Origin of the sequence: Bacteroides sp. 51, assembly GCF_010500965.1 — a bacterium.
Classification (GTDB): domain Bacteria; phylum Bacteroidota; class Bacteroidia; order Bacteroidales; family Bacteroidaceae; genus Bacteroides.
The window spans coordinates 30675-45015 of the sequence record NZ_QVMI01000017.1; the positions used below are offsets into that span (position 1 = coordinate 30675).

At 41.2% G+C, this 14341-nt stretch carries 7 protein-coding genes and 1 pseudogene; 7 read left to right on the plus strand and 1 reads right to left on the minus strand.

Features of this window, described 5'->3' with window-relative positions; translation table 11 throughout:
• Positions 1-86: 86 nt before the first annotated feature.
• From D0T87_RS13525 to D0T87_RS13550, 6 genes and pseudogenes are all read left to right on the plus strand, one after another.
• Positions 87-2912: pseudogene (locus D0T87_RS13525) on the plus strand (SusC/RagA family TonB-linked outer membrane protein); the annotation flags it as partial.
• A gap of 12 nt (positions 2913-2924) precedes the next feature.
• The gene (locus tag D0T87_RS13530) at positions 2925-4448 is read left to right on the plus strand and encodes a RagB/SusD family nutrient uptake outer membrane protein (RefSeq protein ID WP_163175669.1); all 1524 of its coding nucleotides are present in this window, start codon (positions 2925-2927) and stop codon (positions 4446-4448) included.
• A 302-nt stretch (positions 4449-4750) separates the two neighbouring features.
• Positions 4751-6076 (plus strand): ATP-binding protein, encoded by a 1326-nt coding sequence (locus tag D0T87_RS13535; RefSeq protein WP_163175670.1) that lies wholly within the window; start codon positions 4751-4753, stop codon positions 6074-6076.
• Positions 6077-6376: 300 nt separating this feature from the next.
• Positions 6377-7738 (plus strand): hypothetical protein, encoded by a 1362-nt coding sequence (locus D0T87_RS13540; RefSeq protein WP_163175671.1) that lies wholly within the window; start codon positions 6377-6379, stop codon positions 7736-7738.
• A gap of 90 nt (positions 7739-7828) precedes the next feature.
• Positions 7829-9079, plus strand: coding sequence for a GTPase HflX (gene hflX, locus D0T87_RS13545; protein ID WP_163175672.1), 1251 nt, complete (start codon positions 7829-7831; stop codon positions 9077-9079).
• Positions 9080-9168: 89 nt separating this feature from the next.
• The gene (locus D0T87_RS13550; protein ID WP_163175673.1) at positions 9169-11157 is read left to right on the plus strand and encodes a DUF4954 family protein; all 1989 of its coding nucleotides are present in this window, start codon (positions 9169-9171) and stop codon (positions 11155-11157) included.
• A gap of 146 nt (positions 11158-11303) precedes the next feature.
• On the opposite strand, the gene D0T87_RS13555 is transcribed toward D0T87_RS13550, so the two are convergent.
• Complete coding sequence (locus tag D0T87_RS13555; RefSeq protein WP_163175674.1) at positions 11304-12176, minus strand: OmpA family protein; 873 nt, start codon at positions 12174-12176, stop codon at positions 11304-11306.
• A gap of 164 nt (positions 12177-12340) precedes the next feature.
• Between D0T87_RS13555 and D0T87_RS13560 the strand changes: the two genes are divergently transcribed.
• Positions 12341-13984, plus strand: coding sequence for a fumarate hydratase (locus D0T87_RS13560; protein ID WP_163175675.1), 1644 nt, complete (start codon positions 12341-12343; stop codon positions 13982-13984).
• The last annotated feature ends 357 nt before the right edge of the window (positions 13985-14341 follow it).

The following is a 14341-nucleotide window of genomic DNA, read 5'->3' on the forward strand; positions in this document are numbered from 1 at the left end:
GGGTTGTTCTTTTTATGCCTATGAGTTCTTCGATTTCTCCACAAGCATCTTACTATCAGTCAATTAGCTAAAATATTAGTTCTGCGAAAACTTTGCAGGTTTCGTATATTGGTATGCAGATGCAGGAAGTGGCTATTAAACCCAATGTAAGAGTGATCTTAAAGTCCGATAGTGAATTACTTGAGGAAGTTGTGGTAACAGGCTATGGAACGTTTAAGAAAGCATCGTTTACTGGAGCGGCGGCTACTGTAAACACATCGTCTTTAGAGGACATACCGGTGCTGTCCGTTGCCGACAAATTGTCGGGTAGCGTAGCCGGTGTAACGTTTGGTTCATCTTCAAGTAACCCAGGTAGTGTAAGTAGCATTCGTGTTCGTGGTATGGGTTCTATCAATGCTGGCAATAATCCACTTTATGTCATTGACGGCACTCCTGTTACAAGCGGAGATATCTCTGAATTTAGTTATAGTGACGCCGGTACTGATATTTTATCTTCGCTCAACACAAATGACATCGAGTCAATCACAGTAATCAAGGATGCTGCCGCAGCTTCTCTTTATGGATCGCGTGCAGCAAATGGTGTTATAGTAATTACAACGAAGAGCGGTAAAGAGGGTAAAACCAATGTCAGCTTCCGTAGCGACTGGGGTGCTTCGAACATGGCAATAGACTACCGCCCAATGCATGGTGGCGATGCTCGTCGTGAGTTGTTATGGACTGGTCTAAAAAATCAGGGACTATACTCCGATAAACTGTCAGAAGCAGCTGCAACCGCTTTCGCTGATAAAGAAATTGATAATTATGCTTCGAAACCTGCTGCAGGATGGACAGATTGGAAAGATTTGCTATTCAGTACTGGATCGCATCAGAACTATCAGTTAAGTGTATCGGGGGGTAATGAACGCACAAAGTTCTATACTTCGTTGGCTTATACCAAGCAAGACGGTATTGTTTTCAGACAAAACCTGGAGCGATTTACAGGTAATGCAAACATTACTCACAAATTCGGGGATTTCGATTTACAGGTTACAAGCCAATTCTCTAAAGTAAGACAAAACAAGAGTAATGAAGGTACATCCTATGATGGAGCTATAGCCAATTATGCATTCTTTCAGAGCCCTTCATCAACTCCTTATAATGCAGATGGATCCTTGAACGATGGCTGTGGTACGTTCGGAGTAAACCCACTGTTCGAAAAAGAACATAGCAAAAATGTTAATACGCTTACAAAAACGTTTAATACAATTAAACTGACATATAATATATGGGACAAACTGAACTTAAGCGAAAAAATAGCTTATGACTATACGCAAGGAACAGAAAATTCTCTGTGGGACAAATACTCGAATAATGGCGGTCCTGGCGGTGTGATGCAACGCATTATCAATAAAAACGAACAGTTAAACACGCAAACTCAGCTTACCTATATCAACAGCTTTGGACAACATAATGTTGACGGTTTGTTGGGTTTTGAAACACAGGATACGCAGTATACCTTTAATTATTTGTCTGGTAGTAATTATCCGGGCGAATTGTATGAGTTTTCCAATGCGGGTAGCACAAGTGCTGAATCTAACAAGCAGGGTTACCGCATGACTTCATTCCTCGGTCGTGTCAATTATAATTATGCTGACAAATACTACCTTGGTGGGAGTTATCGTAGCGATGGAAGTTCACGTTTGGCAAGAGAGAACCGTTGGGGTAGCTTCTGGTCCGTTTCGGGTGCATGGAGATTTATCAATGAAGATTTCTTGGGTTCAATAAAGCATATATTGACCGATGGTAAACTTCGTATGTCCTATGGTGTGAATGGTACCCAACCTTCTGATTATTATGCTTACATGAACCTATATAAATATGGTATCAAGTATGGTGGACAGTCGGGTATGTCTATCGTAGGTATTGCCAATCCTGATTTAAAATGGGAAAAGAACAAAACATGGAACATCGGTCTTGACCTTTCTTTCATCGACCGTATTGGAGTAACACTCGATTTCTATCAGCGTAAAACTACTGACTTAATCTATGATCTTCCTGTTTCCCAGACTGGCGGATATTACAACGATGAATATGGTTATACCACTCCACAGAATATTGGCTCTTTAAAGAATTCCGGTTTTGAATTGACAATTACATCTACCAACTTCAGAACTAAGGATTTCACCTGGACAACATCCCTCAATATGTCTCATAATAGCAATAAGCTTACCAAATTGGATGGGCAACAGAATGAAATTGTATCGGGACCACTAATTCATCGTGTAGGCGAATCTTACTATTCATATTATCTCTATGAATACGCTGGTGTCGACTCTGAAACCGGTAAGGAGATGTTCTACCTTAATGATGGAACAGACAACGCCCGCAAAACAACTACCAATATTTCTGAAGCAAAGAAGACTATCGTAGGAAAACATCAAGCAACCATAGAGGGCGGTTTGACCAACAACTTAAAATGGAAATTTATCGACTTAGGATTCACCTTTACCTACTCATTGGGGGGTGATGCTTTCGACTATGCAACATGGCAACACTCTAATGGTGGTAGCCATCTGTATAATGGCGCTTTACCTACCTACTATGATCTTTCTGAAATGTGGACAGGCCCAGGTGACACCCGTGCCACTCAACCCAAATTTGAATATGGGAGTACTGCTTCTCTTTCTTCACGTTGGATCATGCCTACAGACTATTTGCGTCTGAAGAATCTTACTTTAGGTGTTAGTCTTCCACAGCAGTATGCCAAAAAGCTAAATCTTAATAAAGCCAGAATTTACTTCTCAGGTTCTAACTTATTAACGTGGAAGTCTGACGACTTATTTGTTGATCCTGAAATGCGAGTAGATGGACTATGCACATTTGAGACTCCTGCACTGAGAACTTTTACATTCGGAATAGAGTTGAACTTCTAAAAATAAATAAGTATGAAGATATTTAAAACATTATATGTAGCTACAGTCTGCATGACTATGATGATAGCTGCTTCTTCCTGTGTCAATAATTGGTTGGACCAATCACCTACTGACGGAGTAGAAGCTGAAACCGCAATAAAGAACAGTGCTGATTTAGCAAATGTACGTGTTGGGCTTTATGCAGCCGTAAAGGGTAATAGTGATTTGGTAAATTACTATGCACGCCAAATGTTCGTTTATGGCGACATGAGAGGGGAAGATATCCAATATGAACATAAAGCAGGTAGTAACCGGGCCAGCTTTTATTACTATATGGATTATACGACAGAGGATAATTTCACCAGGACAACAGCCGTATGGCAAGTGCCTTATATAGTGATTGCACGAGCAAACCGGTTGATACAGGCTGTAGAAAGCGGCGATTTAACTGATAAGGAAGAAGCTAAAGATATTATAAACCAATACGATGCTGAAGCAAGGGTTCTGCGTGCCATGGCATTGTTTGACTTGACCAGAATCTACGGCAAACCTTACACGCAAGATCAAGGCGCTTCATTGGGCGTACCTATTGCCACCTCTACGCTTGAATCGACTGCCAAGCCAAACAGAAGCACTGTAGCCAAATGCTATGAAACCATAGAAGATGACCTGACTACAGCTATCAATTCAGGAAGCCTTGTTACGAAAACAAGTGTAGGTTATATCAACCTTTGGGCGGCTAAGGCTCTGCTAGTACGTGTGTATTTAACAAAAGGCGAATGGGGCAAAGCCTTGTCCACTGCCGAAGAAATCATCCAAGGTTCACCTTATAAACTTTGGAGTAGATCAGAGTATGTGTCAGCATGGAACAAAAGTAATGCCCAACATACAAATGAACTTCTTTTTGAAATACCTATCAATGACAAGACCGACTGGACAGACCGTGAAGGAATCGCTTACATCTATGCTGACAAAGATGGTACTTCTCCCGGTTATGGTGATGTAATTGTCACAAAAGATTTCTCGAATATGCTGACTTCCGACCCATTGGATATACGTAATGATATCTTGCTGGCGCCAGGCGATAAACAATCTACGTATGCCGGCAACAAAGTATATATTAATAAAATGCCACCTGTGGATGGTGATGTACGTTACGCAAATGTTCCGTTACTTCGCCTTTCAGAAGTATACTTATCGGCTGCTGAAGCTGCGTTTCAGGCTGGCGATAAAATTAAAGCGACAAGCCTCCTAAACAGTATTATTTCTAACCGTACGTCGGACGCTAACAAATTAGTGACTAAAGACAACGTTACATTGGAACGCATCTATATAGAACGCCGCAAAGAACTTGTTGGCGAAGGGCAGCGCTATTTCGACGTTATCCGCCGAGACGAAACAGTTGTACGCTATACAGATACAAACAATAGGGGATGGCACGATATTCTGAGTGAAGATGCGCGTACTTTCAATCGTAATTCAAAGAAAGTACTCCCATTAATTCCCGTAGGAGAAATCAATGCCAACCCCAATATCGAACAGAATCCCGCCTATTGATTGGATCTTGAGATCGTATTTTCAAGAGCAGTGTCTAAGAACGAAAGGTACTTATAACTGTCTCAAAGTATTTTAAAAATTAGGTAATTGAGAGGTTGTTTCATATGATGAGGCAGCCTCTTTATTATTAGCACTTCTCATAATATTAGTTCTTTAATCAAAGCTTAAATAATGTATGAAACACCTCAAAGTATCAGTTTATTCAAATTATCTTCCTATCTTTGTTTTATTATAAAAATAACCGCCGCTAAAATAACCGTCGTTATTTTAGCCGTAGGTATCACTATAATAAGAAATGGCTTATGAAGTTTTATAATCGTGAAAATGAGTTGCTGGATTTGTGTAAAATCAAAGAAAAAGCTTTCAATGATTATTCCCGCCTTACAGTAGTAACAGGTCGTAGACGTATTGGCAAAACAAGCCTTATACTGAAGAGTTGCGAAGGAGATCCAACCGTGTATCTATTTGTAAGCAGAAGCAATGAAGTTGCTCTTTGTCATAATTTCTACGGTATCATTACACGTACTTTCAATACTTTTGTTCCCAAGGAAAGTAGCTTTGCCCGCCTTTTCGAGTTTTTGATGGTTTATGGGCAACAGCATAAATTTAATCTTGTTATAGATGAATTTCAAGAATTTTATAATATAAACCCGGAAGTTTACAGTTTAATGCAAGACATATGGGATAGATACCGCAAAAGTTCTAAAGTAAATCTAATTGTTAGCGGATCGGTTTATACATTGATGCATCGCATCTTTATGGACGCAAAGGAACCGCTCTACGGGCGTGTAGATAATTTCATTAAACTTAAACCATTTGCCAGCCATGTACTAAAAGAAGTCTTAGCCGACTATAAACCTCATTATACCAATGAAGATCTATTAGCATTATATACTTTTACCGGTGGAGTGCCTAAATATGTAGAACTGCTAGTTGACAATTGTGATTTGAGTATGCCCTCTATGATAGATTATATGATAAGAGACAGTTCTCCTTTTCTGGCAGAAGGGAATGCGCTACTAATACAAGAACTAGGCAAAAAATATGGCAATTACTTTTCGATTCTGACCGCTATTGCTTCAGGCAAAACTACATCCTCAGAAATTATGGCGACATTTGACAACATGAGTATAGGAGGATTATTAAAGCGGCTTGAAGAGGACTACGAGATAATAACGAAAAAGCGCCCTATACTTTCCAAAGAAGGTACTCAGACTGTTCGCTATGAAATTTCGGATCATTTTCTGCGTTTTTGGTTTAGGTACATATTCAAATATCAGGATTATATTGAGGCCAACAACTTTGGAGATTTGCAAGAAGTAATAAAGAAAGATTATCCCACTTACTCAGGGCTGGTACTCGAATCATACTTTAAGGACCAAATGAAAGAAAGTCAACGGTTTCGCAATATAGGTTCCTGGTGGGAAAATAAGAATAATAGCAACCAAAACGAAATTGATATTGTAGGAATCTACTCCAAAGAAAACAAAGCGTTGATTGCCGAAGTAAAACGACAGTACAAAAACTTTAAACCCGAACAGTTTAGTTTAAAAGTAGAGGCTATTCGCACTAAGCTATTATATAAATATGAAATAGAAACCAGATGCCTGTCTATGGATGATATGTAACCCATTCTTAAGCTGGGTTATATGTATATATTTTATGTGAGACAATGAGCATTATTCTTTAAAGAATAATGCTTTCTGGAACTTGTTGAGAACTGTAAAGTATCAAAGGTTTATAGAAAATTAATCAACCTTCTTTCTATCCTATTCTTAATGTATTTTTGTTATTTTATGAGTCGCAACTCAGTAAATGTAATAGGTATAGCAGATGTTTCACCATCTATTCCTCGTTCCTGACTTTATAGCATATAAAGGCATATTCACCATCCATGTTTCTTCATGATAGTCGGCTATACACGATTTATGCGGAATGAAGGTAGTGATGTATTTTTTAGAAGACAGATCCCAATTATAAATGTAAACCGTGCATTTTCGGAAGATAACGTTGAGGTTGTGGATAAACAATCCATCCGTAGTAATTGTAAACAAGGTGACTTTCCCATTGAAGTTCAAAGCGATAAAGATAATTATCTTATTCGTTCTGAAGTAAAACTGTCGCTGAATAATCTACCGCCTGATTTGATTGATTTAGTGATTTCTGTTGTAAAAGCAGATACCATGGTTCAGTTGCCTGCGTTTGAGTTCAATTCATTGCTAAATAAACAACCAAAGAATAATAAAAAAGAAGGCTCATTCGTTGATCATTGGATTCCCGAGTATGAAGGGCATATTTTAATGGGACGTATGGTTGCTCTTGATGGTAAAGAACTACCTTCTAATCATTCTATATTGTCGCCTAGTATAGGAGTTGTGGGAAAGGATATTCGTTACATGCAGGGGCAAGTATCTTCTGCCCAAGACCCTGTCTGTTTTTATACAGGAAACATATATGGTAAGCATGAAGTTGTTACAGCCGTATCTTCCCTGGATGGTAGGCGAATACGTTTAGACCTTCTTTCTCCGTTTAATGATTTTGTCCCAAAACAATTGCCCGTATTATCTGTATGCCCTGATGCTGAGTTACTTAAAGAAAGAAGTATCTGCGAGCAGTTAAGTCATATTGTTTCAATTGATTCAGTGCCGGATGAGAAAGGGTTGTCTTATTATGGGTTACAACCCCATTTAAGCTATGATCTGGATAGCGATACAAGATTTAATACAATTAGTGAAACAATCGTAGAGTTTGTCCGAAGAATTGATGTTTCGAGAGTAGATGGAAAGCGCAGAATGCGTATCCTCCTTGAAGATGAAAGGCGTTTAGCTCCCCAGTCTTTAATATTACTTGATGGCGTTGTGGTCAATGACCATGAAGACTTGTTAAACTATAACGCCCATTATATTAAACGAATTGATTTATATAATGACCGATATCTCTTTGGTGGGAAAATATATGATTGTATTGCCTCCTTTGTCTCTCTCAAAGGTACTCTACCCTCTTTAAAATTGAAAACAGACGAACAACTGTTCGTTTATGATTTTCCTATATATAAGAAGACTTTCCCTTTGATTTCTTATGCAGGTGAAACGGCTAAGTTGTCGAGGATCCCAGATTTTCGGCATACAATTTATTGGGATACTTTTATGGATAGGGAGATACCAAGCCAATCTACTCGTTTGTTCTTTTATACTTCGAATCTTACCGGAACATTTAAAGTTTCCGTTACGGGAATCAGGTCTAACGGTGAAATTATACGTGGAATAACTACATTTCGTGTAATTAAATAGAATCTATTTTTTCTGTCAGTATATACAGATACTTCGAAAATAACTATCTTTGTCCCCACGTAATTACATTTATAGGAACAAAAAGATAGAATGAAAGAATTTGTAATATCCGAAGCCCAGGCAGAAACCGCCGTACTTGTTGCCCTTATCACTCAGACGCAGGATGAGCGTAAAACCAATGAGTACCTTGATGAATTGGCTTTTCTTGCTGAGACAGCAGGAGCGGATGTCGTGAAGAAGTTTACCCAACGATTGGACAATGCCCATCCGGTAACTTATGTGGGCAAGGGTAAACTCCAGGAAATAAAAGACTATGTGCATGAAAACGAGATAGGGATGGTTATCTTTGATGATGAACTATCTCCTAAGCAGTTGCGTAATATAGAGGCCGATTTGCAGATTAAAATATTGGATCGTACATCGTTGATTCTTGATATTTTCGCTATGCGTGCACAGACTGCCCATGCCAAAACGCAGGTGGAGTTGGCACAATATCAATATATGCTTCCTCGTTTGAAACGTTTGTGGACTCACCTTGAACGTCAGGGTGGCGGTGGCGGTGGTGCCCGTGGTGGTTCAGTAGGACTTCGTGGTCCTGGTGAGACGCAATTGGAAATGGACCGTCGTATCATTCTGAACCGTATGGCTTTGTTGAAAGAACAACTCAAAGATATAGACAAACAGAAATCTACGCAACGTAAGAACCGTGGGCGGATGATCCGTGTGGCCTTGGTCGGTTATACCAACGTAGGCAAATCAACCCTGATGAACCTCCTTTCCAAGAGCGAAGTATTTGCCGAGAATAAGCTTTTTGCAACGCTGGATACCACCGTGCGTAAAGTAATTATTGATAATTTGCCCTTCCTGCTTTCGGATACCGTTGGGTTTATCCGTAAGCTGCCTACCGATTTGGTTGAGTCCTTTAAATCGACACTCGACGAAGTTCGCGAAGCTGATCTTTTATTGCACATCGTGGACATTTCCCACCCCGGATTTGAGGAACAAATTGAAGTGGTAAACAAAACCCTTGCCGATATTGATGGTGGAGGAAAACCTACTATACTTATATTTAACAAAATAGATGCCTATACTTATATAGAGAAGGCCGAAGACGATCTTACCCCCCGTACAAAAGAAAACTTAACACTCGATGAACTGATGAAAACGTGGATGGCAAAGCTGGAAGACAATTGTCTTTTCATCTCTGCCCGCGAGAAAATCAATATAGAAGAAATGAAGAGTGTAGTTTATAAACGCGTAAAAGAATTGCATGTACAACGTTTCCCCTATAATGATTTTCTTTATCAGAACTATGATGAAGAACTAACAATTGAAAGTTGAAAGTTGAAAATTGAAAGTTACGATGCCGCATGGCAACTTTCAACTTTCAACTTTCAACTTTCAACTTTCAACTCATTAAAATAAGTAGGATGAAGAATTACCGTAAATTAACCGAAGACGAAATTCTGCGGTTAAAAGGTCAGTCGTGTCTGGCTGATGATTGGGGGCAGGTAATGGTCGACGAACGCTTCACGGCCGAGTATGTGTATCATACTCGTTTCTCGGGTGAAGTTAGATTAGGAGTTTTCCATACAGAATTTACATTGCCGGGCGGGATTAAAAAACATTCCGGGCTACGCCATGTTACACTGCACAACGTTACTCTGGGCGATAATTGTTGCATAGAGAACATCCAGAACTATATTGCTAATTATGAAATTGGTGATAATACGTTTATCGAAAATGTCGATATCATCCTCGTAGATGGTGTTACGAAGTTTGGAAATGGCGTAGAGGCTGCTGTGCTGAATGAAACTGGTGGTCGTGAAGTTCTTATTAGTGATAAATTGTCGGCTCAGCAGGGGTATATTATGGCTTTGTACCGTCATCGCCCTGAATTAATCCGCAGGATGAAGGAGATTACAGATTATTACTCCAACAAGTATGCTTCGAGTGTGGGTAAGATTGGTAGTCATGTAATGATTATCAATACCGGTTCCATTAAGAATGTAAAGGTGGGCGATTATTGCCATATCGAAGGAACCTGCCGGCTGGAGAATGGTAGTATCAATAGTAATGAAACAGATCCGGTACATATTGGTTATAGCGTTATCTGCGAGGATTTCATTATTTCTTCCGGTTCTCATGTAGATGATGGGACAGTGTTGAGCCGTTGTTTTATAGGGCAGGCTTGCCAGCTGGGACATAATTATTCTGCTTCTGATTCATTATTCTTTAGTAACTGCCATGGGGAAAATGGTGAGGCGTGTGCGATATTTGCAGGTCCATTTACAGTGACTCACCATAAATCTACGCTGCTCATTGCCGGTATGTTCTCGTTTATGAATGCCGGTTCGGGCTCTAACCAGAGTAACCATATGTATAAGTTGGGTCCTATCCATCAGGGAACAATGGAGCGTGGGGCAAAGACTACCTCCGATTCGTATATTCTGTGGCCTGCGCGCGTTGGAGCGTTTTCACTGGTTATGGGACGCCATGTGAATCATGCGGATACCTCTAATCTTCCTTTTTCTTATTTAATTGAGCAGGGCGATACAACCTATCTGATTCCGGGTGTAAACCTGCGTAGTGTAGGAACAATACGTGATGCACAGAAATGGCCAAAGCGTGATAAACGTAAGGACCCTAACAAGCTGGACTGTATAAACTACAACCTGTTGAGCCCCTATACAATTCAAAAGATGTTCAAGGCGCTTGCCATTCTGAAAGAGTTGCGCAAAGTTTCCGGTGAAACCTCTGAGATTTATTCGTTCCAGAGTGCCAAGATTAAGAATTCGTCTTTGAATAAGGGTTTGAAGTATTATGAAATTGCGATACACAAATTTCTGGGAAACTCTATTATAAAGCGACTTGAGAATATTAAGTTCCAAAGCAATGAAGAGATTCGTCAGCGGTTGAGGCCTGATACTGAAATAGGTGTTGGCGAGTGGGCTGATATCTCGGGGTTGATTGCTCCTAAGAGTGAGATTGAAAAGCTGCTGTGTGGTATTGAAAGTGGTGAGGTCAATCGCCTGCGTTGTATCAACGAGCAATTTGAGGTGATGCATAAGAACTACTATACCTATGAGTGGACTTGGGCATACAATAAAATACAGGAGTTTTATGGGTTGAATCCGGAAGAGATTACAGCCAAAGATATAACCAACATCGTGAATCGTTGGAAAGAGTCGGTTATCGGTCTTGACCGTATGGTGTATGAGGATGCCCGCAAGGAGTTTTCTTTATCTTCCATGACTGGCTTCGGAGCGGATGGTTCCCGTTATGAGATGAAGCAGGACTTTGAGCAGGTACGTGGCGATTTTGAAAGCAATACGTTTGTGACTGCTGTCTTGAAGCATATCGAAGAAAAATCTGCGCTAGGCGATGAACTGATTGCGAGGATTTCACATCTGGTATAACGACAAGATGCTGTCATCAAAGTCCATCCTGTAGGGGCGGTTCGCGAACCGCCCAATGTGCGGATACACAAGAAACCATTTTCGGGCGGTTCGCGAACCGCCCCTACAGTGATTATTAGCTTTTGGGTTAATCTATTACAATCATTTTACTCCGCTGTCTCCAATGAACTCTTTGGAGCCTGTTCAATCAAATCCATAAACTGATCCAGTTTAGGCGTAATGATAATCTGCGTTCTGCGGTTCCGGGTTTTTCCTTCGGCCGTATCGTTGCTTACTATTGGGTTATATTCTCCACGTCCGGCAGCGGTCAGGCGTTTGGGGTCAATTCCATAATCGTTTTGCAATGCCTGAACAACAGACGAGCCACGTAGTGCACTCAAATCCCAATTGTTGCGGATGTTTGGACGAGAAATCGGATCGGTGTCCGTGTTACCTTCCACCAATACATCGTAATCATTGTAGTCTAAGATGATTTTGGCAATTTTGCTCAGGATTTCTCCGGCTTTATCGCTGATTTCATAACTTCCCGAACGATACAACATCTTATCATCCAAAGAGATATACACCACACCTTTCAATACCTGAATATCCATATCCTTCATCTCTTCGCGGGTGAGCGAACGGGTCAGGTTGTTGATCATCACGATATTCAACGAGTCTGATTTGTTCTTTGCCTGTACCAGGTGTTGGATAAAGCGGTTCGAGGCATTGATCTCGTCCACTAATTTGGAGATGCTAACGCTTCCCTGCGAGCTTTGCGCCATGCTCTTGTTCAATAAACTTTGCATTTCTGCCAGGTCCGAGCGTAGCTCTTCATTGTTTTTACGCGCTTCGGTCAGTCTGTCTTCAAGACTTTTGGCCTGCGTGCGGCTCTCGGTCAGTTGCAACTGACTCTGCTGGTAATCGGACTGCAATTTGCTGTAATCCGTTTGCAGCGTATTAAACTTTCCCTGAGTTACGCAACTCGTAAACGTTATACTTACTATTACTGCGAATAGCGGCAAAAAAGATTGTTTCATAAGCCTTTACGTTATTAATAATATGTAATATGAAACAACAAAGATGGCAATAATGTTTCATTTATGAAATTCAATTAAGCTAATTTTCAACTTTCAACTTTCAACTTTCAACTAATTAATCTTACCTTTGCCTTACTAACTAACATACGTAATAAGTTATAAATATGGCAACACCTCCGTTTAAGTATCAGGAGCCCTTCCCAATGGGCAAAGATACAACTGAGTATTATCTGCTTACCAAAGACCACGTGTCTGTAAGCGAGTTTGAAGGCAAAGAAATTCTGAAAGTAGAAGCCGAAGGGCTTACGGCGATGGCCAATGCGGCTTTCCGTGATGTGGCTTTTATGCTTCGTCCCGAACACCAAAAGCAAGTAGCGAAAATCCTGTCCGATCCCGAAGCGAGTGAGAACGACAAGTACGTTGCGCTGACTTTCCTGCGCAATGCCGAGGTTTCTGCTAAGGGTAAACTCCCTTTCTGTCAGGACACCGGTACGGCGATTATTACGGGTAAGAAAGGCCAGCAGGTCTGGACAGACGGTTGCGATGAAGAAGCGCTTTCCAAAGGTGTTTATAAGACCTATACCGAAGAAAACCTGCGCTATTCCCAGAACGTTCCTCTGAACATGTATGACGAGAAGAACACCGGCTGCAACTTGCCTGCACAGATTGACTTGTACGCCACCCAGGGGGCTGAATATAAATTCCTTTGCATTGCAAAAGGGGGTGGATCGGCCAATAAAACATACTTGTATCAGGAAACAAAAGCGCTCTTGAATCCGGGCAGACTTGTTCCTTTCCTTGTGGAAAAGATGAAATCTCTGGGTACGGCTGCTTGCCCTCCTTACCATATTGCTTTCGTTATCGGTGGTACGTCTGCCGAGACTAACCTGAAAACCGTAAAGCTTGCTTCTGCCAAGTATTACGACAGTCTCCCGACTGAGGGGAATGACGGTGGTCAGGCTTTCCGCGATGTTGAACTGGAAAAACAAGTGTTGTGCGAAGCGCAGAAGATGGGACTTGGCGCTCAGTTCGGTGGCAAATACTTTGCTCACGATATCCGTATTGTTCGCCTGCCACGTCACGGGGCATCTTGTCCGGTGGGTATGGGCGTTTCCTGCTCGGCCGACCGTAACATCAAAGCGAAGATCAATAAGGATGGTATCTGGATTGAGAAGCTGGAAGAAAATCCGGGCAAGTATATTCCGGAAGAGTTGCGTAATGCCGGCGAGGGCGATGCGGTAAAGATCGACCTGAACCAGCCAATGGCCGATATCCTGAAAGAGCTTACTAAATATCCGGTGTCTACCCGTTTGTCATTGAACGGAACCATTATTGTGGGTCGTGACATTGCTCATGCGAAGCTGAAAGAACGTATTGACCGGGGCGAAGGCTTGCCACAGTATGTTAAGGATCATCCTATTTATTACGCCGGTCCGGCTAAAACGCCTAAGGGTATGCCTTCCGGTTCGTTTGGGCCTACCACTGCGGGGCGCATGGACTCGTATGTTGACTTGTTCCAGGACAATGGCGGCAGTATGATTATGATTGCCAAAGGTAACCGTAGCCAGGAAGTAACGGATGCTTGTAAAAAGCATGGTGGTTTCTATCTGGGCAGCATCGGCGGACCGGCTGCAATCCTAGCTCAGGACAATATCAAGAAGGTGGAGTGCCTGGAATATCCAGAGCTGGGCATGGAAGCCATCTGGAAGATTGAAGTTGTAGATTTCCCTGCATTTATTCTGGTAGATGATAAGGGGAATGATTTCTTTAAGCAGATTAAGCCGTTGAATATTAGCTGTAACCTCTAATTGCTGGTGGCTCCTCGAATCCTTCGGGATTCGGGGAGGGCAGCCAGACGCAAAAAGCATTTTGTCAATTCTGCTACAAACTGCTTAAAAACCTCTACCTCTGCCCGTAGCCGAAAATAATTCGGCATTTCCTGTTTCGTAAATTCAAGATGATTGTTTGTTCGGTGTTTATTTGGTAAAATGAAAGCGGGATAGTTTAATTTTGTTTTATCTGTTTCCGAAAGATTTTGTTTTGTATCTATATGCTTATTCTGATTCTTCTGGAAAAACGATTGAACTAGAAATTGAAACGCTCAAGATTTACTTTTCTTCCCGGACTTTTCTTTCTTTCATGCTCAAAAAAGTGAAATCATAATC